Source organism: Parasphingorhabdus sp., from assembly GCF_965233695.1.
GTDB lineage: Bacteria > Pseudomonadota > Alphaproteobacteria > Sphingomonadales > Sphingomonadaceae > Parasphingorhabdus.
Genome location: NZ_OZ247497.1, coordinates 982,275 through 1,008,892, shown reverse-complemented (window position 1 = coordinate 1,008,892; position 26,618 = coordinate 982,275). Strand labels below are relative to the sequence as shown.

Sequence of the window (26,618 nt, the reverse complement as noted above, 5' to 3'; positions counted from 1 at the left end):
ACCTCCGTATCAAGTGTTCAATACGACAGGACTAGTCCCACAGGCTAGAAACAGAGCTTTCGTCGGCAATCCGTTTAATCGCTTCGCCCAATAGAGGTGCAATCGTCAAATGACGGACGCGATCCGAGTCTTTGACGGCTTGGGTTGCGCCAATGGAATCGGTGATCACCAGCTCCTTGAGCGCGCTGTCATTAACACGTGCGACTGCGCCGCCGGACAATACGCCATGGGTACAATAAGCGACAACCTCGGTCGCACCTTTGTCTTTCAGCGCCTGGGCCGCGTTACAAAGCGTCCCGCCGGAATCGACAATATCATCGATCAATATACAAAAACGCCCGGATACATCGCCGATGATATTCATGACTTCGGATTCACCGGCACGTTCGCGGCGTTTATCGACAATCGCCAGCGGTGCGTTGTCGAGCCGTTTGGCGAGCGCACGGGCGCGGACCACGCCGCCAACATCGGGTGACACGACCATCAGCTCATGGCCGGCAAAACGCGCCTGAATGTCCGCTGACATCACAGGTGCGCCGTAAAGATTGTCGGTCGGAATGTCGAAAAAGCCCTGAATCTGGCCGGCATGCAGATCAATCGACAGCACCCGGTCGGCACCGGCTTCGGTGATCAGATTGGCAACCAGTTTGGCAGAAATGGGTGTTCTCGGACCCGGTTTCCGGTCTTGCCGCGCATAGCCAAAATAGGGGATGACGGCGGTGATGCGCTTGGCAGACGCGCGGCGCAGCGCATCAATGCCGATCAGCAATTCCATCAGATTGTCATTGGCCGGAAAACTGGTCGATTGCATGATGAAGACGTCCTCACCGCGCACATTTTCGTGGATTTCGACAAATATCTCATCATCCGCAAAGCGCTTCACACTGGCATCGGTCAGAGGGATATCCAGATAGTCGGCTACGGATTGAGCGAGCGACAAATTGCTGTTGCCGGACATGAGTTTCATTTATTGGCTTCCCCTCGAGCAGGCCAGCCACTGCATCAGAATCGCGGACCCTATGTGAATGTTTCGAGCCCCGTTTAACAGGTGCGCCGCAAATCGAAAGTGCCTTTCGGTCAAATCCAGCCAGATTGTTTCAGTTTGGTGACATAGGCGCGTGAAACCGGAACTTCGAGGCCGCCCGATAGCGACAGGCGCAGGTTCCGTCCTTCCCGCTTTGATGTTTCAACGGCATCGCGGGCCACCCACCAGCTGCGATGGACTTGCATACCCTCCATTGGTTCCGTTTCCTTAATGGCGTCGCTTAACCGCATCAACAGCATTTCCGTGCGTTCAGGCCCATGAACGCGGACATAATGATCTTCTACGCCCAGAGCGATGATCCTGTCAGGGAAGGCCGACAGGCGGTCATGCAATTTTGTCTGTACCGGCACAATTTTCGCGGGCTCAGGCTCTGTTTCAGCCGGTTTCGTTTCCCGAACCGCAACGCTTTCGCCTTCACTTTCTGGACTATCCGGCCCGAACAGCAAACGCATGAACAGGAAGATACCAAATCCGATCAAGGCGCATTGCAGGTAGAGCAACAAGAAGCGGTCACCCCATAAGGAGGGATCAAACCGCATGCCTGACATGGCGAAGCCGATCAGGAAGGTCAGCGGCAAGGCCGCGATTGCGGTTGCCAGCAGTTCGGCGGTCCAGAACGGCATGGCGATACTTTCCCGAAGCCAACCCGCGCTGATCGAAACCGGGCGGAAGATCGCATAGCCGATGATGATGAAGCCGACCCAATAGGCAAGGCGCAGAGCAACCGGCATGGCATAGGTGCCAAACGGGCCGAGGAAACCGAAAACCAGTCCGATAAGCGCCATAACCAGCAACTCGACGGCAATCCATTTCACGGACCATCTTCTGATATTGCCGCTCATACAACCCCCAAATCACCATCCCGCCTGCCCATTGACGCTTCGTGAACGGGCAAACTGCCTGTTTTAGGCGCCTTTTACGAATAAGCGACAACCACACGCGTAAGCAAGCTGGAATTGCGTTTCTGGTTGGTCAATCCGGTTCGCAACAATCAAAATATCGGGAAAAATGATGACGAAGCGAAAAGATATGGTGCAACCGGCAATCCCCAAGAACAGCGGATATAATATCCAGAATGTCATTCTGATGGGCGGCGCAACGATATTGGCAACCTTGGTGCTGATGGCACTGTCTTCCCTATATGGCGGCTTTGCCTACAGTGCAGATGTAGAGATTGCGCAAAAGCGGCCGATCAGCCTGCCGGTCATCATTCACCTTGCGACTGTAATCCCGGCCATCCCGCTCGGAGCTTACGTCCTGTGGCGTAAAAAAGGCGACCGGCTCCATAAGCATCTGGGGCGCATCTGGGGGATGTTGATGGTGACCACCGCTATTGTGAGCTTCTGGATCGGTCGTCCCGGACAGGGCATTGGTGGAACCGGGCTCAGCTTCATTCATATCTTTTCCGTGGTGACGCTGGTGTCGATTCCATATGGCGTCTGGCAAATCCGGCGGGGTAATGTCGTTGAACATTATCGTGCGATGCAGGGCCCCTATATTGGCTTGCTCATCGCTGGCCTGTTTGCGTTCATTCCTGGCCGGGCCATGGGGTCGCTAGTTTTCGGATAAATCATTTGCCCCGCGCTGCGCGGGTTTCTATCAGGGCGAGATGACAGCACAGCTCACCATAACTCTTGCCCAGATGACTCAATCGGTCGGCGATTTGCGCGGCAATGCCGATGCGATGATCGCGGTCTATCAGTCGAAGCCGGATAGCGACCTGGTGGTGTTTCCGGAACTGCAGCTCATCGGATATCCGCCCGAAGACCTGGTTCTCAAACCGGCAGTGGTGGAGCGTTCGGAAACGGAATTGCAACGGTTGGCCGACGCGACGAAAGATAGTGGGGCGGCCATGTTGGTCGGGTCAATTTTCCGTGAGAACGGCAACCTGTATAATGGCATTGCGCTGCTCGAAAGCGGTCAGATAAAAGAAGTCCGCTACAAGGTAGAGCTGCCCAATTACGGCACTTTTGACGAAAAGCGTTTGTTCACTTCCGGCCCGTTGCCCGCGCCTATCGACTTTCGTGGCTGCAAGATCGGTTTGCCAATCTGCGAGGATGTCTGGTTCCCGACTGTCTGCGAGCATCTGAAGGCGCAGGGCGCCGAAATGCTGATTTCTGTGCATGGCAGTCCCTATGAAATCGAGAAAGATGATCGCCGTCTGGGCCAAGTGGCGACTCAGCGGGTACGGGAAACCGGCCTGCCGCTGCTGTTCCTCAACCGCATTGGCGGCCAGGACGAAGTGGTGTTTGATGGCGCGAGTTTCGTCTTGAATGGCGACACCAGCGTGATGCATCAGCTTCCGGACTGGGATGAAGCGATTGTCGATACCCACTGGTCGAACGAGGATCAGGGTTGGACCTGCCAGCAAGGCGAGATCCACAAGCTCGATGATCATCCCGCCGATATATATAACGCGATGATAGTTGGCTTACGCGACTATGTGAATGCCAACCGCTTTCCTGGCGTCATCCTTGGCTTGTCCGGCGGTATCGATAGTGCGCTGTCTGCGGCCGTGGCGGTTGATGCTCTGGGGGCTGATCGGGTCTGGTGTGTGATGATGCCATCGCGCTTCACCTCACAAGAGAGTTTGGACGATGCGGCCGGCTGCGCAGCAATGCTCGGCACGCGGCTCGACACCATTTCAATTGTTCCGGCGGTCGAAGGTTTTGACGCGATGCTCGAAGACAGTTTTGCCGATGAAGAGGTCGACATTACCGAAGAGAATATCCAGTCCCGTATCCGCGGTGTGACCCTGATGGCGATGAGCAACAAATTTGGTCATATGCTGCTGACTACCGGCAACAAGAGCGAGATGAGCGTTGGCTATGCGACCATCTATGGCGATATGGCGGGCGGCTATTCCGTGCTCAAAGACGCCTATAAGCTGACCTGTTTCAAACTGTCGGAATGGCGCAATCGCAACAAGCCGTCGCTCGGCATGGGCCCGGATGGGCCGGTGATGCCGGAAACCGTCATCACCAAACCGCCAACGGCCGAGCTGCGGGAAGACCAGAAAGACAGCGACAGCCTGCCTGAATATGACATTCTCGACCCCTTGCTTCACGGCCTGATAGAAGAAGAGCTATCGGTATCCGATCTGGTCGCACGCGGCTTTGATCGCGAAACCGTGATACGGATCGAGAAATTGCTCTATATAGCCGAATATAAAAGGCGTCAGGCGCCTCCCGGCGTGAAACTGGGCACCAGAAATTTTGGCCGTGACCGGCGCTATCCCATCACCAATGCATTTAGGACTATATGACCATAAAAACCCGCTTCGCGCCCTCTCCAACGGGCCATCTTCATGTCGGCAATATCCGCACCGCGCTCCATAACTGGATGTTCGCCAAGAAACAGGGCGGCGAATTTCTGTTGCGGCTGGATGATACCGACAAGGAGCGTTCCAAGGAGGAATATGTCACCGCGATTCGCGCTGATCTGGCGTGGCTCGGCATCCATCCCGATAGCGAAGAACGGCAATCGGCGCGCTTTGATCGTTATGAAGAGCGATTTGAGGAATTGCGCGCGGCGGGCCGGGTTTACCCCGCTTATGAAACGGCGCAGGAACTGGATCTGAAACGCAAGGTGCAGCTTGGGCGCGGAAAGCCGCCAACCTATGACCGGGGCGCACTCGATCTGACCGAAGCGCAGATAGCCGTGTTTGAAGCGGAGGGCCGCAAGGCGCATTGGCGCTTCAAACTGGATCATGACACGCCGATAGAATGGACCGACCTGATCCGCGGAGACCAGCATTTTGATCCGGCCCTGCTCTCTGATCCGGTGATCCGGCGCGAGGACGGCAGCTGGCTCTATATGTTGCCCTCCACCATCGATGACATGGATATGGGCATCACCCATGTCGTGCGCGGAGAGGATCATGTCGCCAATACCGCTGTCCAGATCCAGATGTTTCACGCCTTTGGCGCGAACACACCCGAATTTGCGCATGAAGCGTTGCTGGTCGGGACCGAAGGCAAGCTTTCCAAGCGTTTGGGGTCGCTGGGCGTTGGCGGTTTCCGGGAACGCAATATCGAACCGCAATCCATCGTTGCGCTGCTTGCGCGCATCGGAACCAGCGATCCGGTGGAGCCCATTGCCGACGTTATGACGTTAGTGGAAGGTTTTGATTTCACACGCTTTGGACGCGCACCGGCGCGCTTTGATGATGATGAGCTGGCGCAACTCAACCAGAAGATTGTTCATCTGCTGGAATATGCCGATGTGCAGGATCGCTTGCCCGGCGGGATGTCTGCAGAGGCGTGGGACGTTATCCGGCCCAATCTGCACGACATGGGTGAAGTAGGCCGCTGGTGGCAGGTGGTAACGGGGCCAGTGGCTGCTCCTGATCTGTCAGCGGAAGATCAGGATTTCCTGAATCAAGCCCGTACGACCCTTGAGGGCTTGTCCTGGTCGGACACCATCTGGAAAGACTGGACCGGCGTGTTGAAAGACAGCACTGGCCGCAAGGGCAAGCCGCTGTTCATGCCGCTGCGTCAGGCGCTTACCGGATTGGATCATGGACCGGACATGAGCGCGTTGCTGCCATTAATCGGCCGTGAATCCGCCCTTGCACGGTTGCAGAACATCTCTTCATAGCCGCCTATTTCCGGGCCTATGCCGTTCTGGCGAGCCATGTCCTTGATTTATTACATGTTATAGTATATCATCACATATGACGGTGCGGATCTATAAGCGCCACATAAGGGGCAACTGCACTGTCATCCGAGGAGATGGATGAAAGGACAGACTTATGAGCTTCACATCAACTTACGCGCATAAACCACCCAATTATAAAGGCATCGGCTTGGCCGTGGGGGTTCACGCCTTGCTTTTTGCCGGCGCTATGGCCCTGCCTGCGATAACTGCGGAGATACCCTTTGAGGGCGTGATTACGGCCTATCCCATCGAAATTGATAAAGATCCACCGCCACCGGTTACCAAGATTGACGATCCGATTGTCGCGACCAATCCACCACCAAAGTCGGTCACGGCGGTAACGCCGATAGTGAATCCGCCGGTTTTCAACGATCCGCCTGCGATAACCTCCAACAGTATCGAAGACGGTATAGATTTGAGAGGTTTAGGGGACCGGATTACGACTCCAATTGCTCCAATCGAGACGATTCCGGAGCCGGTCATTGCCGACGCCAAGCTCAACAAACGCTACAGCAAGCAGTTTCAGCCGCCCTATCCCTCCGGACTGTTGCGCATGGGCGAAGAAGGCATGATCACTGTCCGCGTTCTGGTCGGAACAGATGGTCGGGCAAAACAGATTGAACTGATTGATAGCCCGCATGATGGCTTTTGGGCTGCAACCAAACGGCATGCCCTGAAAAACTGGCGCTTCGAACCGGCAACCAAAGATGGTGCGCCTTTTGAAAGCTGGATGACCCTGAAAGTCCGGTTCCAAATTAACGGCTGACCCTGAAATCGCGAAGTCCAGCCCCGCTGATGCAGAATATGCCGCAACGGGGCTGGTCATCCGCGTTTTTGCTCCCTATTTAGCAATAATGAAAATGCTAAAAGATGTTTCCGTTGGCGGCGGATTAAAGGACCTGTTCACCCTTTTGCGCCGTCATCCGAAAGAGCAGGCGGTTCCGGCTCTGCTGGCTTTGGGCTGTTCCGGCTTCATCTTCTTCCTCTTTATCATCGACCCGAAGGTCAATACGGACGTCTATGTTCCGCAAGAAGTCGTTTATGTGGAAAACTGGTCGATGGACCGCACCGACCAGGAGATTTTGGAAGATCGCTGGGCCGTGCAATGCCTGAAAGACAAACGGGAAACCAAACGGCGCGAAGCGATGAAGTCGCTGGGCCGAATGTCCGGCATGGATGTCGAGGCGATCGAACGTGAAGCAAAAGCCGATCGACTGGCGCGCGGCTTGGAAGAAGTGGAGCGGCCCGCCGGCCTCTCATGCTGAAGACCAATCAAGATGCCCGCTATATGGGATTGGCCATCGCGCTATCCGAACGCGGGCGCGGTCGCACGGGCGATAATCCCAATGTCGGCTGCATCATTGTCAAAGACGATATCATTGTCGGGCGCGGCTGGACGCAGCCGGGCGGACGCCCTCATGCGGAGGCCATGGCTCTGGCACAGGCAGGCAGGGCCGCCAAAGGCGCCGATATCTATGTGACGATGGAGCCATGCGCGCATGAAAGCAAGCGCGGCCCCACTTGTGCGAATCTCGTCATAGAAGCAGCCCCTGCTCGGGTTGTTGTTGCCACGCTGGATATTGACGAGCGAACCAGGCGTCACGGCATTGACCGGCTCGGTGATGCGGGAATTTCCGTATCTGTCGGCCTGTTGGAGCAGCAAGCCCATCGCGCGATGGCGGGATTTTTTGCCCGAATGGAAAAAGGCCGCCCACATGTCACATTAAAGCTCGCGCTGTCGCTGGACGGTTGTATCGCGATGGCAGACGGGACGAGTCAATGGATTACCGGCGACCGGGCACGCGCTCATGCTCATCTTGAACGGGCGCGCAGTGACGCCATTCTGGTTGGGGCAGGCACGGTTGCCGCCGATCAGCCAAGCCTGAATGTGCGATTGCATGGGCTCGAAGATCGCTCACCGCAGCCGGTTGTTTTGGGGAAGGCTGACATTAGCGACCGTTGGATCGAAATTGCTGAACCTGAGGCTATAGCCGGACTGGACAAGATAAACTGGCTGCTGGTGGAAGGCGGGGCAGCTACAGCTGCGTCCTTCCTTAAGGCGGATCTGGTCGACCGGTTGCTCCTCTATCGCGCACCGATCATAATTGGTGGCGGTTTAACCGGTGTTGCAGACATAGGCCTTGGCAGTCTTGACGTCGCTCATGGCCAATGGAACCGGCTGGATCGCCGTGATCTTGGGCAGGATGTGCTTGAGATATATGAGCGTGCCGCCTAAGTTCTCAACTCAAGCTTTATAAAGGTCTTTCATGTTTACAGGCATTGTTTCGGATATCGGCACGATCTCAAAGGTCGAAGTGCGGGGTGACCTGCGGTTGGTCATATCCTGCCATTATGACATGAGCAGCGTTGATATCGGGGCGTCTATCGCCTGCTCCGGAGCCTGTCTGACAGTGGTTGACAAGGGGGCCGACTGGTTTGCCGTTGATGTTTCTGCCGAGAGCTTATCCAAGACCGCAAAATCCATGTGGGCGGAAGGGCGAAAGCTTAACCTCGAACGTGCCCTGAAAGTGGGCGATGAATTGGGCGGCCATATCGTGACCGGCCATGTAGATGCCGTCGGGGATGTCGTTTCCATCGAAACAGAGGGTGATTCGCATCCCGTTCGCATTCATGCGCCCAAGGAAATCGCGCCCTATCTGGCTCCCAAAGGGTCTATCACTGTCGATGGCATATCGCTGACCGTCAACACCGTTGATGATCAGCCGGATGGCAGTACGATTTTTGGGCTGAATATCATACCGCATACGGCCAGCGTTACGACGTTCGCCGACCTTAAGGCGGGCGATCAAGTCAATCTGGAAATTGATATTTTGGCGCGCTATCTCTCGCGAATGGAAAAATTGCGCGCCGCGACTGCTTAGGCTCCGCTTAAAATGGCAGCCATTTCTGCTTTTTGCTGAACTTCATATAGCCAACATTCGCACCCAGTCGCAGGCCTGCACCCAATCGCACCGGGATCAACACCTTGTCGCCGCTGCGCAAATAGCTGACGTGAAAGCCGCCAACAAAATAGGCCGCGCCCTCCCCCGCAGGAAAGCGCTGATAAAGATCTTCGGTATCATAGAGGTTGTAGACCAGCACGAAGCTGTTTGCGGCGTTACCGCCGACGTCGAAGCCAATGGATGGCCCCGTCCAGTAAACCGGACGTTCACCCTCAATCTTATGATGCAGCTTTCCAGACCCGTAGCGCAGACCGACAACGAAGGCGCCGGATGCTTCCCGTCCGGCTATATAGGCATTAGGGCGGCCTTGTTTTTTCAAAATATCCTCAATCACTCCAGCCAGGCCTTTCGCTCCTTTGCCAAAAACGCCTTCTGCTGCGCCGATGAGGTCATCGTCCTGGTAGGTGGTCGTATCGTCCACATTCGCGATCTGGTTTCCGTTTTGATCGATACCGCTTTGATCAACGCCGTTTTGGTCATCGCCATTCTGGTCAGCTGCGGGATCATAGGTCGTGCCGTTATCGACTTCAGCAGGCTGGTCCAGATCACTGTCTATGTCGCTGCTCACAGATGTATTTTGTTCTGGAACGGGCGTTTCAAAATTTCCGTCATAGTCGGGCGTATCCAGGTCAGCATCAATCGCATCATTGGGATCAATAGTCTGAACCTGCGCCAAGGCAGGTGACAAAGTTGGCGAACAGGCCAACGCAGCGACAGCGAACAGGCCGAGTAGTTTCCGACCGAGAGACTCGCGGATATTGTTTTTCACAGCTATTTCCTTTGGGCACGACTTAGACATGGGTAAACTCCTTCCCATACCAGCCGCAGATGACTTTGGCGTTTCGCGATGACTCTGCAATGAACGGACGACGACCTGAGTCGATTTTGCGACCTGTTGAGTGTCAGGGGCCGCTTTTGGCATGGAACATGATCAGATTGCGCCAGTTGGGCCGGTTTCGATGTCGTTTTTGTCCGGCAAGGCGAGTTGAGTGCTTTGGCAGGCACTTTATCCATTGCAGCTACCGCAATGCCCCGTTATAGCGCATGGCCTTGGCCAAGCCAGTCATGCGGACACGTGGGTGAGCGGCTGAAACCACCTCCCTGCTAAGGAGGCAAGGGCCTCACGGTCCTTCGAGGGTTCGAATCCCTCCGTGTCCGCCATTTATTTATCCCGGAAAACTCGACATTGTCTTTAAGATAAAGATCCGGCTTGTTTATTTTGGTTTTGCGGCATTCACTCGTTTTTACAGAGCTCCATAGAAGCCCGTCATAAGTATGAGGTAAATCGCGATGATGGAAAATGACAGAGCTTGCCGCAACCAAAGTTCGGCACTTCAAAGAGCCGGATAGCTACGGTGACGGCTATGGCCCGACATTGATACTTACGGTCCTCCAAAGAAACCGATATCTGATATGACCGTGCTCAAGGTGATGAGGTTGGCGGAACTGCTCTAATTTGACCTCCTGCGATCTAAGTCCATTTTCCTATCCAAATGCGCCTGCCCCGAGCGGTGTTCGAGGGCAACGGATCATCAATTTTGCCACCGACGGCATTGCCAACCGCCAATGTTGTCAGATGACGCTCTCCATTGTCCATTTCTATCATTATCAAATCACCATCAGATGCTGTTGGACAATGACGAGCGAAGGCAATGGCTATGCTGGAGGCCGCCATAGCATTCTTAACAGCAGTTTCCTCAAACTTAATTGAAACGGATATGTTATCGCCATTGTGTGCCAGTGTGCCAATTGGTGCAGGGGATCTGGGCGTTGCTGACAATATTGAGGGACTATCGGTACCCTGCACCAGATCAGCTTCACGGGTTCCTGCGTCTCGGCCTGTCCACCATAGCGCTGCCGAACGGACTATCGCAGAGTTTGCCGCAAAGACGCGCAAGACCATGCGGACATAATATTCGCCATTCGCCCCGGTATACATGAAAGCATCAAAGCCCTTTTGTGCTTTGATAAGAAAATAGCTTCCCGCCGCTGCCCCTGCCTTGGTATAGCCGGAATAAGCCCACATATTGGAGGGGGCCGGAAATTTGTTAAAAGCGTGCTGGACCACATTGGGATCGGTAGTTGGTGTCGATCCATTGTCGACTCTCATGAGCTCCAGACAGGGCCGACACCATGGCCCATCAGCATCAGCATTCGAGCTAAAAATATCCCCCTTTTTCGCCTTGATCCAAGGGGTCGCAATTACATAGTCGTTGGCATTCGAAAAGGTCACGCCATCACCTGTGAAATTCATTGCCGCTCCCAGCCATCCCCTGCCAGCACAACTTTGGTCGGTGCCGTCCGAGACAACGGAATTCGCGTCAAATCGTGCCATCACACGATGATCCAAACCGATATGAGCTTCGTGGATTGCGCGGTTGTTTAGACCGTCATCTCGACCGATCCAATTCGTGCGCCAATCTTTATACCAAGGCTGTATTTTGCCATTGCTGTTGGTGTTGATGATAAGAATATTGGCACTATTCTGGCGAAGTTTAATAAATCCGGCGGGCGCGCTCTCAAATCGGCCTCTAATCTTGACGTCCGCAATGTGGTCGAGGTCAATTTCGGCATTGGCCAGTTCGAATAGGCCCTCGACTGTCCAGCCATTCGTTTTGTAACGTCCATCGCTCCGATAAGAGAGAAACTTCACCAGGCGCTGGGAATGTACATGAACATGGTTGAACCAGCCACCGTTTTTGCTGATAATTTCCAAGGTATATATATCCGCGTTGATCTTTCCGTAGCCGCCGCTTTCTGCGCCAAGCTCATTGCCGTCAGAGAAACAAACCACTTTACTGATACGGCCTTGAAGGTCGAAATGCTTAATGCCTTGAAGCCTCAGCAATTCCGGCTTTTTGCGATCGATGGCAAACTGATCACTGATGTCATAAGCTGAGATAGTTATGCGGGAATGTCTGGTTGCGTGCTGATTACCACCCACTGTAAAATATGCTGTTGAATCTTTCGCGCGGATAAATTCAGCTGCGCTGTCGATATAGTCAATGCCCGTCCAGTCAATGGTCCTACCGCCAGAAAATTTTACAATACCCTTTCCGCAGCTAATCCCGCAACGATTCAATCGCGCGGCTTGACCTGCCATAGCCAATTTGGCCGTCTCATCGGCGACGCCAGTCATATCGATGTTTAAGGCTTCTAGCGGAATCGATCCGTTTGCCGGTAGAACATAGAGCTTGGCACCGCTTTCGGTTTTCAGGTGATAGTCTGATGCTGCCGACGGGGCAACTTTGTAGCGATGCCCCCCCGCATTGACAATCAGGCCTTCGATGAAAACCATGCTATGGTCGTTCACCATATCAGACACGTTCTCAAACTTTATGATTCTGTCAAATACGGATTGTGCGTTCTGACCAAAGCTAGTCGCAATAGCGCCAGCCCTTTGGCGAACAGCGGCGCCGATTTTCAAATCAACCTGATCCAATTTAATGACATCGATATCATCCGCGATGTAAGGTGCATCGGCTGTTTCATAGATAAACGTACCATCTATCGATGTCCCAGTGACCAGATTGTAAGACAACAGATGTGGATTGGCCGACTTGAGCGCGGCCAAGGAAGAAAAGACGTTTTCCGATGCAATTGTCTGCTTACTTTGCCCCAGAAGCTCTCGTGCGCTCATGGCCGAAGTGGCCACGGGGTGGCGCGGCTCTTTTAACAATGCGGTAGTAGATGATACGGAAACGACAGTCTTTAAAAACCCACGCCGTTGATTTATGTCCTTACTCATTGTTAGCAATATGATGAAATTTTCGATGAATGCGAGTCAAACCGTCAAAATGCATTCTCAGAATGAAGGTCCGGTAATAGAGAGCCTTTCCGATTGTCGGATTGCTATCTTGTTATTTGTCCGCGGCAATCGTGGGATCACTGATATATGAAGTTTTTCGAGACACTGATGTCATGCGAGACACAGCACTCTCGGTGCGCATTTCCCGGAGCAACACTTGGTTCACCGGCTTTGATTCCAATCACTGATGACACCGTCAATTCGTTATTTTAGACCAGTCAAGATTGTCGAATAAGCTTGTAAGGCAAACAGGCAGGAGCTAACCAAACTGTTATTTCTTCATCACAAGACGCAAGGTCCAGCGGCTGTATATGCTCTCCAGTGATTTTTCTTCCCAGGCCAGTTTACATTCATCATCGAATCTCCCTTTGGGTTCGAATCGCGGTCTTTCGATTCGAGTGAATGACTGTCAGCAAGGCATGTATCTTCGTACGAATCAGAAGTGGTCGAGCTATGAAGTTTTCTAAACGAACGCTGAAAACCATCCAGAAAAGACTTTCGGAACCGGATTTCCGTTTTTATGCTTTTGTGGCCTTCATGGTGATTGTGTTTTTCACCGGCGGTGGTTCTCGGGACGATGTTCAATCCTTAATATTATTGAGACCAGTTGCATTCTTGTTCTGCGCATATGCACTGACAGTAGTCGCTCCCGGTCAGTGGCAAGGCCGCCGTTTTCCGTTGTATATTGTCGGAGCGCTGATGGCATTGATGATCCTGCAATTGATACCGCTTCCGCCATCGCTTTGGACGGAGCTTCCAGGAAGGCAGATTTTTGCCGACATCGCCACGATTGCTGGGATCGACCAGCCCTGGAGGCCGCTGACAATGTCTCCGTCAAAAACCCTCAACAGTCTGTTCTCGATGGTGGTCCCGGCCGCTGCGATGATGCTGTATCTCAATCTCGATCGAGAATATCGAAGATATGCCTTGCCCGTGCTTCTTGTCCTTTGTTCAATAAGTGCCCTATGGGCAGTATTCCAATTGGTTGGGCCTGCGCGCGGACCGCTCTATCTATATCGGATAACCAATTTTGGCAGTGGGGTCGGGTTGTTTGCCAATCGCAACCATCAGGTGGTCTTGCTGGCATCGGCTATTGCGATGTTCGGTTGGTATGCAGCCTCTTTGAAACCTTCCGCTAAATTCTCGGTCTTGAAATATTACGGCAGTATCGCGGCTATCTTTGTCCTCGTTCCTCTGATTTTCATCACGGGATCACGGGCCGGTCTTTTGCTGATGGTGCCGGGTTTGGTTTTTGCTTTGTTTTTCCTTTATTTTGGCCGGTTTAACTCGGAGGCAATATCTTCCGGCAAGTCTTCCGGTCGCTCAAAAATCGGCCCGTTTACCCGACGTCAGGTTATTTTGGTCGTCGGCATTGGGGCTACGCTGGGTCTTTCAATTTTGTCGGTGCTGCTCTCGCGTTCTTTGGCCTATGACCGGCTGTTTGGAGGCGGTGAATTGGTAGAGCTGCGTCTGCAACTTTTGCCGACACTGTTCAAAATGACAGAGGATTTTTTCCTTTGGGGCATTGGCTTCGGTTCGTTTGAACATGTCTACAAAATATATGAGCCGCTAGAATTGCTTCGTCCCAACTATTTGAATCAAGCCCATAATGATTGGCTTCAATATCCCATGGAAGGCGGACTGCCGGCCGTGCTCATCTTTTTGTGTGCTCTGGGCTGGGTGTCAACCCGGCTGATCAGCTTGGCAAGAAATTGGCGAGAATCCGGTTTTACAAAATATCGCGCCGTCATGAGTTTTGCCGTCATTCTGTTTTGTCTGGCGGCGAGTATTGGCGACTATCCTTTGCGCGTTCCCTCTATCATGGCGATATTCGCTCTTTTGATCTGTGTCTTCAGTGATAGTGTCGATTCTGTTCAGCGGCACGACATAAAACAGCGTTAAGAGTTGAGGGTAATGGGACAAATAGGCGTTAAAATGAGGGCGGCGTGATATCACTGGTTTACGCGCGAAATCTGTTCGTCTAACGGGACCTAATTATGATGGAATTTGTAATAAGATGAAAATGCGTCTCTCATTGCTGTTAATATCCTTGTGTTTGTCAGCCTGTGGGCAAACTGTTTTGGGTGAAAGCCCTGAAGTCACGGTGGTCTCGAGCGAAGGCTTGCCCGAACCCACGCGACTTGACTTGCTTAGTTCCAACCGTCCGTATTTGATCGGTCCATTCGACAAGTTGAAAATCGATGTGTTTGGCATCGAGGATCTGAGCAAGGAAGTTCAGATTGATGCCAGCGGCCGCTTGTCCTTTCCGCTGATCGGTGTTGTCAAAGCGTCAGGTCTAACGCCGGGGGAGCTCGCGGACGAACTGGAAGGGCGGTTACAAGGACGCTACGTCCGCAATCCCGAAGTCACGGTCAATCTCGAAGAGACAGTCAGTCAGGTTATCACAGTTGATGGGCAAGTTGACAAGCCCGGACTATATCCGGTCATCGGGCGAATGACGCTAATGAGGGCAGTCGCTACGGCTGGCGGCGCGGCGGAATTTGCCAAGCTGAATGATGTGGTGATTTTTCGGACGGTCAATGGCCAGCAGCTTGCGGGGCTCTATAATCTGAAAGCCATCCGACGCGGTAATTACGGCGATCCGGAAGTTTTCGCCAATGATGTGATCGTTGTCGGAGATTCACAAGCAAGACGCCTGTTCCGCGATCTCATCCAAGCTTCACCGCTTCTTACCACGCCCCTGATCATATTGTTCAGAAATTGAGAAAGAAACAATATGTTCTCGCAAATCAGATGGATAATATGACTGAAAAAAACGAGCAGGATTCTTTGGGCTATGACCCCTATGATGACGCGGCACATGAAACTCCGATATTGGAGCAATATTGGCAAACGATATTGCGGCACAAGATCGCCATTGCTGCTATTCTTGTCGTCTGCCTTGCATTAGGCATCATAATTACGTTGTTGATGACGCCTTATTATACGTCCACTTCCCGGATTGAGATTAGTCGGGAGCAGGACAAGGTAACAAATGTTGAAGGTGTAACATCCTCTGACAATGCGGGACAAAATCTAGAATTTTATCAAACGCAATATGCGCTGCTTGAGTCACGATCCTTGGCAGAGCGGGTCGTGCGGGCGCGCAATCTGGCGACCAAAGACAGCTTTTTCAGAACTTTTGGCGTAGATCCCGATGACACAGGCATTCTTTCTGCTGGCAGCAATGCGAATACTTCGGTGGAGCGCAACCAGCGCCTGAAGCTGGCGACGGAATTGCTCCAGGAGCATATTGCAATTTCACCGATTCAGGCTTCGAGTCTTGTGGATGTCAATTTCCGTAGTCCTGATCCTAAATTATCCGCTGAAATTGCCAATAGCTGGGTAAATCAATTTGTCGCTTCTAATCTCGACCGAAGATTTAACTCGACATCGGAAGCACGCAAGTTTCTGGAAGAGCAGCTCGCTGAATTGAAGCAAAGACTGGAGGATTCTGAACGAAATCTCTCAGCCTATGCCGACAATAAAGAGATTATCACTCTGTCATCCGAACAGAATGCCGATGGTAGAACTGTTTCGCAAAAAACACTGGCGTCAGCCAATCTTGAAACGCTCAACGCCGCCCTTGCGCAGGCGACGGCGGACCGCATTTTGGCAGAGAGTGAAGCCCGGCAAGGCTCTGGAAACAAGAATGCGTTGACCAATTTTGCACTCAATAATCTGCGTGAGGAGCGCGCAAAAGTCAGAGCTCAATATGCCAAGCTTTTGGTGCAATTCGAGCCTGAATATCCAGCGGCGCTGGCGCTCGTATCCCAGATCGATGCGCTGGATGACAGCATTGCTGCGGAAGAGGCGCGTTCCCGCGCAGGTACTTCTGCACGTTATCAGGAAGCTCTCGAAACCGAAAGGAAGCTGAGGAACCAGGTCAACCGGTTAAAAGGTCAGTTCAGCGGTGAGCGGCGTGATTCCATTCAATATAATATCTTCCAGCGTGAGGTGGATACAAACCGGCAACTTTATGATGGTCTATTGCAGCGATACAAAGAAATCGGCGTGGCGGGTGTTGGCACAAACAATATTTCGGTTGTAGACCTCGCTCAACCGCCAGAAAAACCATCAAGTCCAAACTTGTTGGTAAACATCATACTTTCTTTGCTTGCTGGCACAGGACTCGCTGCTGCCTATGTGTTCGTGCTCGAACAGATTGATCAATCTGTAAAAGATCCATCTGACCTGAAGTCAAAACTTGGCATCGCTCCGCTGGGCTCGATACCGGATTTCGAGAAGGAAGATATATTGCTAAGCCTGACCGATAAAAAATCGGTGGCTTGGGAAGCTTATCTTTCCATAAGAACCAGCTTGGCATTTCTCACTGACCATGGCGTGCCGAGTTCGTTTCTTTTAACCAGTACCCGACCTAATGAAGGTAAAAGTACATCGGCATTGGCGTTGGCCGCAGTATTGTCGAGCACGGGAAAGCGCATCTTGCTCATCGATGGCGATATGCGAAACCCTTCGCTCCATAAAATGCTGGCTAAAGAAAATCTTGGAGGCTTGAGCAATTATTTGTCCGGTTCGGATGACTTGAGGCAGCTCATCGTTGAATCAGATGCTTATGAATTTGATATCATGTCCGCGGGTCCAATACCTCCGAATGCAGCGGAATTGCTTAGTAGTCCACGCATGGGTGAAATGATTGAAAAATTGCGAGAAACTTACGATACGGTCATCATTGATGCGCCGCCGGTGCTGGGCCTTGCCGATATTCCACTATTAGCAGATGCGGTTGAGGGCGTGATTTACACGATTGAAGCCGGGGGTGTTAAGATGCGCGGCATTCAAGCGGCGATACAGCGGGTGCGCAGTTCGCACGCTCACATATTTGGCGGTATCGTCACCAAAGTACCACAGCAGAGCTCAGGCTATGGCTACGGCTATTCCTATCAATATAGCTATGGGAACAAGGCGGAGGCGTAAGGCGGGTCATGCCAGAAGGATGCTGAAAAACTTTTCTATTTGGGCGATCGCAATTGCGTTGGCTGTAGTGTCTGGCACGACAGCGTTGGGCGCCATTGCAAAAAAGATCACGCCGGAGCTTGCAGTTTCGATTAAACCGGTAAACGGATTTGCTACCGAAGCAATGGCTTTGAGGATGGTCCGTTCCTCGATTCAGAAAGACCAAGGAACATTCCCGACCCGCATAAATCCGGCTTTTTATAATTTGGCTCTGCTAGCGTTTAAATCCGAACCGACCGGATCGGGGGCGGTTGCGACGATCGCCCTGTTCCAGTCAGGAAACAAGCGTCGCCAAATGATGGAAAAGGCATTTGATCTGTCGCGCCGCCAACTGTTGGTGACGGGATGGTTGATAGCGGACAGCGGTGCAAAAGGAGACATGGGTTCCATCTTGAATTATTATGATGCCATGTTGCGAACCAGCTCTTCGGCTTCGGAGGTCGTCATTCCGGTAATGGCGGGTGCGTTAGCGGATGATGCAGCTGTTGAGCCATTTGCAACCATTTTGTCTTCCAATCCGCCTTGGGCCGACACGTTCTGGGGACAGGTAGTAAGGCGTCCGGATCTCGTTGCTAACGCTCTGAAGTTGCGACAGCGCTTGTACAAGCCGAATGAACGGGAGGGTGCCTTCAGAGACGGCGCTTTGATCGATGAGCTGGTTCAGAACTACTATTTTAAAAGTGCCGAACGACATTATGAACTGTTGACGAAATCAGCAAATACCGGTGATATTGTCCGCAATAGCGACTTCGGGGTGCAGAGCAGATATCCACCGTTTGACTGGCGATTATATTCCACCGGCGAATATGGTGCGTCCATCCAACGTGACAGCTTAAGTTTAAGTGCTATTCAAAATTCGGGCGGCTTGTTTGCGCGGCAGCTGGTAAAATTACCGGATCGCGTTTTGAAGTTGAACGCGGAATTCAACCAAACTATCCCAAGTAATGCAGTGCTTTATCTGGAACTTTCCTGCGCCGAAAAAATTCCCAATAGGCCGAAAGGGATAAAAATTCCGGTTACCGAAAAATCGATCGAAAGAACAATCAGCAACAAAGGGAGTTCGTGTGAATATTACTGGTTCGATATTGGAGGCCGGTCGACAGACAACGGAACCGGGTTCGATGTCGGGCTTAATCGACTATCACTGACAGCCTCCTAGTTCCGAAACTCTGAAATTATACTGTCCCCTGGATTAACGGACTGCGATCATTTGGAATGAGGTAGCTTTCCATGCGACCCTTGTTCTTGTGTGAGTGCAATATTATCCACCCTTCAATTATCGGAATGCAAAGTTACAAAGGCAGTGTGATATATCCTGTTTCTAATCGATTGATATTCGCTGCAATCGAAACTAACCCTTATTCTTCGTCAGTCAAAAGGTTCTTCCATGAAAATATTGAGCGTTTTTGGCACACGACCGGAGGCCATCAAAATGGCGCCCGTGGTAAAAGCTCTGGAAGCCGATGAACGGTTCGAGGCCAAAGTATGTGTGACCGGACAGCATGCGGAAATGTTGCAGCAAGTAAACAGCTTGTTCGACATTTCTCCGGATATCGATCTGAAGATCATGAAAGCCGGTCAAGGCTTGACCCATATCACCACGGCAGTTTTGCAAGGTCTTGAAGCTGTCTTGGAGGATATCCGGCCCGATCACGTCCTAGTGCACGGAGATACGACGACATCAACAGCGGCCGCACTCGCAGCCTTTTATGCTGGCATCCCGGTTTCTCATGTTGAAGCAGGTTTGCGCACCCACAACATGCATTCGCCTTGGCCAGAAGAAGCGAACCGACAGATAACCGGGAGGCTCGCGACCCATCACTTCGCGCCGACCGAATTATCCCGCAACAATTTGCTGAAAGAAAATGTTGCAGCGGCCAACATTCATGTCACCGGCAACACTGTGATTGACGCCTTGCTAATGACCAAGGCGCGACTGAATGATGACATCAGCTTGAACAACCAGAGTCAGGCGCAATTTCCATTTCTCGACAAGACCAAACGACTGATATTGGTTACCGGCCATCGCCGAGAGAACCATCAAGGCGGAATTGAACGTGTGTGTCAGGCATTGGCGCGGCTCAGTCAACGCGGTGACGTACAGATTGTCTACCCGGTACACCTTAATCCCAAAGTGCGGAAGGTTGCTGATAAAGTTCTTCGAGATGTTGATAATGTGTTTCTTATAGATCCTGTGTCCTACTTGCCATTTGTATGGTTACTTGACGCATGCGATCTTGTCGTAACGGATTCTGGCGGTTTGCAGGAAGAGGCACCGAGCTTTGGGAAGCCGGTTTTGGTGACCCGCGATACCACCGAACGGCCCGAAGCGATTGATGCCGGTACGGTGCGATTGATTGGCACCGATACGGAGGGTTTAATCGCACACGCATCCGAACTGCTCGATGATCAGGTAATGTACTCTGCCATGTCGATGGCGCATAATCCCTATGGGGATGGTAAGGCTGCGGCTCGAATTGTTGAAGTTCTGGCAAAGACGCCCTGAGCGCTCATGGGCGCCCACTTCGAACTCCAAAGGAATATTTATGACACAGATTTCGGTTCTCGGTCTTGGCTATGTCGGCCTTCCCAGTGCAGCGGTATTTGCTAATTCCGGACTGACCGTTATTGGTGTCGATGTGGATGAAATGGTAGTTGAAACCATCAATAGCGGTAGGGCGCACATAGTCGAGCCGGGTTTGGACGCCCTGCTGCAGAAAGTAGTCGGCAATCGCAGCCTGCGCGCGTCAACGCAGGTTGAAGCGAGCGACGTTTTTGTCATTGCAGTTCCGACGCCATTCAAGGAAGGCAAGGCGCCTGATCTGAAATATGTCAAATCGGCCGCCGATATGATCGCTCCACTGCTTGCAAGCGGCAATCTGGTAATATTGGAATCCACATCTCCGGTAGGAGCGACCGAGCAATTGGCCGGATGGTTGCAAGACGCGCGGCCGGATCTCGACATCCCCGAAATGGGGAGCGTCGAAGGGGATATTGGGCTGGCTTATTGTCCGGAACGCATCCTGCCCGGCAATGTGATTCAGGAGGTGGTTGAGAATGATCGGGTGATCGGTGGCATCACCCCGAACAGCAGCGCGATGGCGGTCCAATTTTATCAGCATGCCGTGAAAGGTGAATGCCATGTGACAAATTCGCGCACTGCGGAATTGTGCAAGCTTTCCGAAAATTCCTTTCGGGATGTGAATATCGCTTTCGCGAACGAACTCTCTGTCATTTCTGCGAAACTTGGAGTTGATGTCTACGAACTGATCGCGCTGACTAATCGACATCCACGGGTTAACATATTGCAGCCGGGCACCGGCGTGGGCGGGCATTGTATTGCTGTTGACCCCTGGTTCATTGTTGACACCGCGCCTGAGGAAGCCCGATTGATCCGTACTGCCCGCGAAGTCAATGATGCCAAACCCCACTGGGTTGTCGATCAAGTTGTCCGTCTGGCCCGGGATTTTGACAATCCGGTGATCGCGTGTATGGGTCTGGCTTACAAACCCAATGTTGATGATCTTCGAGAGAGCCCTTCTGTGGAGGTGGTCCAGATCCTGCATGATCTGAATTTCGGTCAGATCAAGCTAAGCGAACCCTATGTAACCGCTTTGCCGCAAAGCCTTATTGATCGGGGGTTACAAAATCATGATATCGACAGCGCGATTGCCGATGCAGACATTATTGTTTTCCTAACGGCTCATGATCATTTTCTGCGAATTGGTGAGGAAGCCAAGACCAACGCACAGATATTTGATGCCTGCGGACTTACCCGATAACCTTGCAGTGTTATCCGTTCGCAAAGCCGAGTCAGTCGAACAGTTTGTCGGCTAGAGCGCTTCTATAGGTCGACGCCACGCCGTCTTTCAACGATCGGGCATTGTCCCAACCCAATTGGCGCAAACGTGTTGTATCGGAAAATTTCCGCGGTGTCCCGTCCGGTTTCGAACTATCCAGAACCAGCTTTCCTTCAAAGCCCACTATTTCACAGACCAGGCCAGCAAGATCCGCTATGGTGATCTCTTCCCCTGAACCGACATTAACCGGATCGGCGGCGGAATAATATTTGGTCAAATGCACGATGGCATCTGCCAGATCATCGACATGCAAAAACTCACGCAAAGGCGTTCCTGAACCCCAGACAACCATCTCATCTGCCTGATCCAATTTCGCGTTATGCGCTTTGCGCAATAGGGCTGGCAGGACATGGCTATTGTTCAGGTCATAATTGTCACCGGGCCCATAGAGATTGGTCGGTTGAGCCGAAATAAAATCGCTGCCATATTGTTTTCTGTAGGCTTGGCACAATTTGATGCCAGCGATCTTAGCAATTGCGTACCATTCATTTGTCGGTTCCAATGGTCCGGTCAGGAGATATTCTTCCTTGATCGGTTGATCAGCCAGTTTCGGATAGATGCACGTTGATCCAAGAAATACAAGCTTCTGTACTCCGACTTGTTGTGCCGCATGGATTACGTTGGATTCGATCATCAGATTTTCATATAGAAATTGGGCGGGATAGTTGGCGTTCGCCAAAATCCCACCGACCTTAGCCGCCGCCAGAATCACGACATCCGGTCGGTTTTGCGACATCCATTGCTCCACCGGGGCTTGTTGGACCAGATCGACTTCGCTACGATTCACGGTGAGGATATTTGTGTTTTCGTTTTCCAATCGACGGGCGATGGCTGAACCAACCATACCGCGATGGCCCGCGATGAAAACCCGCTTTCCATCCAGGCTGAAGAGAGCATCGTTGGTCAAGAGTTCACCCTTTCCCGCGCTCTTCATCAAGTCGGCGATATTTTGCTTCGCGCTTCACCAATTCCAGATCGGCTTCCATCATTTGATGCACAAGCTGCGAAAACGATATGGTCGCTTCCCAGCCAAGCTTTTCTTTGGCTTTGGTTGGATCACCGATCAGAAGATCAACTTCGGTTGGACGGAAGTAACGAGGATCAACTTCAACCAGAACGCGCCCGGTTGCTTCATCTGTTCCTTTTTCGTCAACGCCGCTTCCGGTCCAGACTATGGTGATATCGACTTCCGCGAAAGATAGTTCTACAAATTCACGGACTGCGTGGGTTTCCCCGGTGGCCAGAACGTAATCGTCTGGCGTGTCCTGCTGAAGCATGCGCCACATGCCTTCGACATAGTCACGCGCATGGCCCCAATCTCGCTTGGAATCGAGATTACCCAAATGCAACTTATCTTGCAGTCCCAAACTGATGGCTGCAACGGCGCGGGTAATCTTGCGGGTGACGAAAGTTTCTCCGCGAATGGGACTTTCGTGATTGAACAGGATACCATTGGACGCATGGATGCCATAAGCCTCACGGTAGTTCACGATGATCCAGTAGGCGTAAAGTTTGGCCGCCGCATAAGGGGAGCGGGGATAAAAGGGTGTGGTTTCGCTCTGCGGGACTTCCTGAACCTTGCCATATAGTTCGGAGGTAGATGCTTGGTAGAAGCGTGTTTTTTCAACCAGGCCGAGCAAACGTATCGCTTCCAGCAAGCGGAGCGTTCCAAGCGCATCCGAATTGGCCGTATATTCTGCCGTTTCAAAACTTACCTGGACATGGGATTGGGCCGCAAGATTATAGATTTCATCAGGTTGGGTTTCCTGGACGAGCCGGATCAGGTTGGTTGCATCAGTCATGTCCCCATAGTGGAGCGTCATGCGGACGTTGCTCTCATGCGGATCCTGATACAAATGATCGATTCGGCTGGTATTGAAGCTGGAAGACCGGCGCTTGATGCCATGCACTTCATAGCCCTTGGCGAGAAGAAGTTCGGCCAGATAGGCTCCATCCTGACCTGTAATCCCGGTAATCAAAGCGGTTTTCGCCATCATGTTTTCCTGCACTTAGTCATTAAATAGGGGTGGCATAGAGAGTGTGATTTGGGTGATTTCTTTAGCTCGAAGCGAGCAGCGTTGTGCGCATACGCCAAATATTTCGAGAGTGAAAGTGCCATTTTCTGGAGCCCCCCCCCTTTTGACCGCAAAAGCGAAGTAAGGTCGAGGCAGAAGCCAATCATGGCTGCTATCTTTGGCCAAGTACCCGTTTTAAAACGGCGCGATTGGCCACTATGGTCGCTGCCCCCAATGCGGTCAGCAAACCTGCAATGATGACTAGCCTCGCTGGCAGACCGGTATCGCGAAGTAACTGATCATCAAGTGCTTGGATGGCGCCACCGAGCGCGGCAATGACAAAGGCCGACAGACCGGCTTTGATGAGGCCCATAGGTGATAGCGAAAACCGAACGAAGTAGCGGACTCGCACCACGAGATATATTTCGCCAACGAGCAGGCTCAGTCCTGTACCGAGCGGCACCAACCATATAGAATTCAAAAGAACTGCGACAACCGAGAAAGCGGCAGAGCCGAAAGATATAATTATCGCGCTTTCAAGGTTTGGGCGATTATTACCGATCCCGATGCAGTAAAAATATGGCCCTACCGCGCAAATGGAGAGGGCCCAGCCGATCCCAAGGCACAGCGAAGCCAACATGTAGAAATCCACTGGGCCATTCAGCATTATGTCACCGCTGAGCGGCAGAAAGGCAAGTACAAATGCGAAAGAAAGCGCCGCCATCGGGATCGAAATCAGTGCTAGATCGTGCAGCAACGCGGCGGTTGTCTTAACGTTTGCCTTCCCTTTGTTTCGAGAAAATATCCCACCGAGGAAAGCCATCGGACGGATGAACAGCTCTTTGGTGAAGCCAGTAATACGAGCGGCGACTTCATATTGGCCGACAATAACTAGCGAGCCAGACATACTCAAAGCCACTTTCGCTAGAGGCTCAAACAATATCAGGATAATCGAGGAGGTCTGAAAGCTCAGCGATACGCCCAGCATTTCCTTCAATTCGCTCTTGCCGAACCAGCGTGGCAACAAGTGCAGCCCAGGAAGAGTATTCCAAACCAGTACATGCGAGGCAGCGGTCAGGATGATTTCGACGAGCAAACGAGCAAGAATGACGCCATAGAGGCCGAGTTCGATAACGCCGATATAAGCCAGCGGAGGCAGCAACAAGTAAGAACCCGCTCGCAACGTTTGCATCGGTGCAAAATGATCCAGTCCGTTCAATGCATTGATCGGCACTTTGCCGATTGCGATAACCGCGGCGGTCAACAGTGTAGCCGGCAAGCATCGATGCAATTCGAGAATCAAATCCGGTCGCGTCATTTGAGAGACTAGAAACAGGTCCACTGGCCAGTAGACGAGCGCGATACATGTCAAGGCAACGGCGGAAGAGGTCCACAAGGCGGTGCTGTAATAGTGACTGAAACCCTTTCGCCGTTCGTTCTCGGGGCGTTGAGAGAAAGACACCATGCTGGTGCCAATGCCAAATTCGGTTAGCGATAATATCGTCAGACTACCGATTAGCAGGGAATAAAGACCCAATTCTTCCAGACCCAGTCGATCGCTGATCAACCAGAGCACGAAAAATACTGACGCGCTTTGCGCTATCAGGGCAGCCAGCCCGGCTGGGACGTTCAGCCCCGCCCACCGACCCGGTGTTAATGCCACTTCAATCGGCGCCTTTCCGCAGGCACAGAATATCGCATTGATAGGGGCGGAACGGTGAGTCGAAGACCGAGGGCTCCACATCCCGGACTTCGAACCCGAGGGAGTCCAGGAAGCTCAGCATCTCGAACAAGCGCGGCTCGTTTTTATATACCGGGCGCAGGGACACCTCAAGAAACAGCATCTGAATCTGATCCAGAAACTTACCACTGCCTTTCAGAACTTGCTGTTCAAATCCTTGGGTGTCGATCTTCAGCAGGCATTTTTCGGGCGCGAGTTTCATTTTTTCTGCGACATCGTCCAAGCGTCGGATTTCGACCTTCTCTTTTGCAGTCGTGGTAATCGAAAAGGATTTTTCGAGCAGCGGATCAAATTCCAGAAGACTGCTTGACGCTCCATGGTTCGAGGCGACATTCATAACCGGCTCGGTATTCTCCTCACCCAAACCAAAGCGAAAAGCCTGATGTGAAGGATCTTTCTCGGCCATGCGTTGCAGCGATTCAAAGGGTTCCGCAAGCGGTTCGAAAGATAAGACCACACTGTTCCAGCCAAGAGCGCGAATGCGAGAGGCGAACTGACCGTGATTGGCACCGACATCAATGACGGTGTCCAGCCCCATTTTTTCTGCGCGCCGGATACACCGGCTTTCAAGCGGCGGATGATGCATCAACAGCGTATGGAGCTTGGCTTTGATGGCGGCGCGGCGCCCTGCACCGATGGCCCGGCGGATCATCAATTGGCATCCCTGTTGCGCACATACCAGGCATCGAAGGCTGAATGTTCAATAAGAACACGTTGATATCCCCATGGTTCCAGCAAGGCGTCGAGAGCATCAATCTTCTCTTGAATATAGTTATGCTCGACAGCGATAAGCCGGAATTTTGGACCTGTTTCAAACGGATATGCAGCCAATATATCGACTTCACTGCCCTCGGTGTCGATACTCAGCAAATCGATTTCGGCGGGTGCATCATGGCGTTTCAGAAGATCGATCAAAGAGATTGTCTGCACCGATATAGTTCGCATGATATTACGATTATGACGATCTGTTTGTGCGCTACTAACCACTCCAGCCAACTCGGCATTGTCTGCAATTTGAAAGTGCAGGGTTTGTCCAGTTTCTTTCCAGACACACTCTTCGACGATCGTCGACCCTGGGCGATTGGCCCGCAAAGACTGGTGCCAGTCGGGATTGGGTTCAGCGAGAATCCCGCCCCAGCCATATTTTTTTTCTAGGAGGTAGCTGTTGCTTTTCTCCAGTCCATCGGTCGCACCGAATTCGACAAAGAAGCCATCGCGTTTGCCATCCAGCTCAGACAAGGCCCAGATGTCCTGAAACAGCTGTGCGCGGCTATCAGGCCAGTCTTTTACCATTTGGAAAAAAAACGGTGGCCAGGCCTTTTCATTGCTGCGATTCTGCCAAACTCTTGCGGCGCGGGATAAGAGGAACATCATTGCCCGATCAGCTATGTAACCCTTCAGCGGTGGAGATAGTAAATGCGTTCGTCCGAGCGCCGGGCTGGCAGACGGTTTTGATGCAATCGAGCGCTCGATCAACCTCTCCCGACTGTGTCCACGAAACAGGAACGAGAGATTGTAGAATAACAAGGAGAGAAAGTTTTTCATTTTTT

22 protein-coding genes and 1 tRNA gene are annotated in these 26,618 nt (G+C 52.2%); 14 read left to right on the top strand and 9 right to left on the bottom strand.

Features of this window, described 5'->3' with window-relative positions; all coding sequences use genetic code 11:
• Nucleotides 1-31: 31 nt before the first annotated feature.
• Nucleotides 32-967: a ribose-phosphate pyrophosphokinase gene (locus tag ACO6S1_RS04660; RefSeq protein WP_422345164.1), complete on the bottom strand. Its 936-nt coding sequence runs from the start codon at nt 965-967 to the stop codon at nt 32-34.
• Between the two features lie 110 nt (nt 968-1,077).
• A complete protein-coding gene (locus ACO6S1_RS04655) occupies nt 1,078-1,860 on the bottom strand; it encodes a LytTR family DNA-binding domain-containing protein (RefSeq protein ID WP_422345163.1) in 783 nt (260 codons plus the stop codon).
• 193 nt (nt 1,861-2,053) lie between these two features.
• On the opposite strand from ACO6S1_RS04655, the gene ACO6S1_RS04650 reads away from it, so the two are divergent.
• The 7 genes from ACO6S1_RS04650 (at nt 2,054) to ACO6S1_RS04620 (ending at nt 8,586) form a co-directional block, all read left to right on the top strand.
• Entirely contained in the window at nt 2,054-2,614 is a 561-nt protein-coding gene (locus ACO6S1_RS04650; protein WP_422345162.1) for a DUF2306 domain-containing protein, read from the top strand.
• A 40-nt stretch (nt 2,615-2,654) separates the two neighbouring features.
• Nucleotides 2,655-4,310: an NAD+ synthase gene (locus tag ACO6S1_RS04645; RefSeq protein ID WP_422345161.1), complete on the top strand. Its 1,656-nt coding sequence runs from the start codon at nt 2,655-2,657 to the stop codon at nt 4,308-4,310.
• Entirely contained in the window at nt 4,307-5,644 is a 1,338-nt protein-coding gene (gltX, locus tag ACO6S1_RS04640; RefSeq protein WP_422345160.1) for a glutamate--tRNA ligase, read from the top strand. Before ACO6S1_RS04645 ends, gltX begins: the two co-directional genes overlap by 4 nt.
• A gap of 154 nt (nt 5,645-5,798) precedes the next feature.
• Complete coding sequence (locus ACO6S1_RS04635) at nt 5,799-6,470, top strand: TonB family protein (RefSeq protein ID WP_422345159.1); 672 nt, start codon at nt 5,799-5,801, stop codon at nt 6,468-6,470.
• Nucleotides 6,471-6,558: 88 nt separating this feature from the next.
• Nucleotides 6,559-6,969, top strand: coding sequence for a hypothetical protein (locus ACO6S1_RS04630; protein ID WP_422345158.1), 411 nt, complete (start codon nt 6,559-6,561; stop codon nt 6,967-6,969).
• The gene (gene ribD / locus ACO6S1_RS04625) at nt 6,963-7,940 is read left to right on the top strand and encodes a bifunctional diaminohydroxyphosphoribosylaminopyrimidine deaminase/5-amino-6-(5-phosphoribosylamino)uracil reductase RibD (RefSeq protein ID WP_422345157.1); all 978 of its coding nucleotides are present in this window, start codon (nt 6,963-6,965) and stop codon (nt 7,938-7,940) included. The genes ACO6S1_RS04630 and ribD overlap by 7 nt, the downstream gene beginning before the upstream one ends.
• Nucleotides 7,941-7,971: 31 nt before the next feature.
• Nucleotides 7,972-8,586 carry a riboflavin synthase gene (locus ACO6S1_RS04620; RefSeq protein WP_422345156.1) on the top strand — a complete coding sequence of 205 codons (615 nt, stop codon included), beginning with the start codon at nt 7,972-7,974 and terminating at the stop codon, nt 8,584-8,586.
• Nucleotides 8,587-8,593: 7 nt separating this feature from the next.
• Here ACO6S1_RS04620 and ACO6S1_RS04615 read toward each other — a convergent pair whose 3' ends face one another.
• Complete coding sequence (locus ACO6S1_RS04615) at nt 8,594-9,484, bottom strand: DUF1134 domain-containing protein (protein WP_422346135.1); 891 nt, start codon at nt 9,482-9,484, stop codon at nt 8,594-8,596.
• Nucleotides 9,485-9,736: 252 nt separating this feature from the next.
• Here ACO6S1_RS04615 and ACO6S1_RS04610 point away from each other — a divergent pair.
• Nucleotides 9,737-9,828: transfer RNA gene (locus ACO6S1_RS04610), tRNA-Ser, on the top strand.
• 310 nt (nt 9,829-10,138) lie between these two features.
• Here the strand turns inward: ACO6S1_RS04610 and ACO6S1_RS04605 are convergent.
• On the bottom strand, nt 10,139-12,307 hold the full coding sequence (locus ACO6S1_RS04605; RefSeq protein ID WP_422345155.1) for a hypothetical protein: 2,169 nt from the start codon (nt 12,305-12,307) through the stop codon (nt 10,139-10,141).
• A 621-nt stretch (nt 12,308-12,928) separates the two neighbouring features.
• On the opposite strand from ACO6S1_RS04605, the gene ACO6S1_RS04600 reads away from it, so the two are divergent.
• From ACO6S1_RS04600 to wecC, 6 genes are all read left to right on the top strand, one after another.
• The gene (locus ACO6S1_RS04600) at nt 12,929-14,377 is read left to right on the top strand and encodes an O-antigen ligase family protein (RefSeq protein ID WP_422345154.1); all 1,449 of its coding nucleotides are present in this window, start codon (nt 12,929-12,931) and stop codon (nt 14,375-14,377) included.
• A gap of 178 nt (nt 14,378-14,555) precedes the next feature.
• A complete protein-coding gene (locus ACO6S1_RS04595) occupies nt 14,556-15,200 on the top strand; it encodes a polysaccharide biosynthesis/export family protein (RefSeq protein WP_422345153.1) in 645 nt (214 codons plus the stop codon).
• Nucleotides 15,201-15,238: 38 nt separating this feature from the next.
• On the top strand, nt 15,239-17,413 hold the full coding sequence (locus ACO6S1_RS04590) for a GumC family protein (RefSeq protein WP_422345152.1): 2,175 nt from the start codon (nt 15,239-15,241) through the stop codon (nt 17,411-17,413).
• 19 nt (nt 17,414-17,432) lie between these two features.
• The gene (locus ACO6S1_RS04585; protein WP_422345151.1) at nt 17,433-18,611 is read left to right on the top strand and encodes a hypothetical protein; all 1,179 of its coding nucleotides are present in this window, start codon (nt 17,433-17,435) and stop codon (nt 18,609-18,611) included.
• Between the two features lie 228 nt (nt 18,612-18,839).
• Nucleotides 18,840-19,958: a non-hydrolyzing UDP-N-acetylglucosamine 2-epimerase gene (gene wecB, locus ACO6S1_RS04580; protein ID WP_422345150.1), complete on the top strand. Its 1,119-nt coding sequence runs from the start codon at nt 18,840-18,842 to the stop codon at nt 19,956-19,958.
• Nucleotides 19,959-19,998: 40 nt separating this feature from the next.
• Entirely contained in the window at nt 19,999-21,234 is a 1,236-nt protein-coding gene (gene wecC, locus ACO6S1_RS04575) for a UDP-N-acetyl-D-mannosamine dehydrogenase (protein ID WP_422345149.1), read from the top strand.
• 31 nt (nt 21,235-21,265) lie between these two features.
• Here wecC and fcl read toward each other — a convergent pair whose 3' ends face one another.
• From fcl to ACO6S1_RS04550, 5 genes are all read right to left on the bottom strand, one after another.
• On the bottom strand, nt 21,266-22,219 hold the full coding sequence (gene fcl / locus ACO6S1_RS04570) for a GDP-L-fucose synthase (protein ID WP_422345148.1): 954 nt from the start codon (nt 22,217-22,219) through the stop codon (nt 21,266-21,268).
• A 4-nt stretch (nt 22,220-22,223) separates the two neighbouring features.
• A complete protein-coding gene (gene gmd / locus ACO6S1_RS04565) occupies nt 22,224-23,309 on the bottom strand; it encodes a GDP-mannose 4,6-dehydratase (protein WP_422345147.1) in 1,086 nt (361 codons plus the stop codon).
• Between the two features lie 190 nt (nt 23,310-23,499).
• Nucleotides 23,500-24,990, bottom strand: a complete 1,491-nt coding sequence (locus tag ACO6S1_RS04560) for a hypothetical protein (protein ID WP_422345146.1) — start codon at nt 24,988-24,990, stop codon at nt 23,500-23,502.
• A gap of 1 nt (nt 24,991) precedes the next feature.
• Complete coding sequence (locus ACO6S1_RS04555; protein WP_422345145.1) at nt 24,992-25,720, bottom strand: FkbM family methyltransferase; 729 nt, start codon at nt 25,718-25,720, stop codon at nt 24,992-24,994.
• Entirely contained in the window at nt 25,720-26,613 is an 894-nt protein-coding gene (locus ACO6S1_RS04550) for an FkbM family methyltransferase (RefSeq protein WP_422345144.1), read from the bottom strand. The genes ACO6S1_RS04555 and ACO6S1_RS04550 overlap by 1 nt, the downstream gene beginning before the upstream one ends.
• Nucleotides 26,614-26,618: the final 5 nt, after the last annotated feature.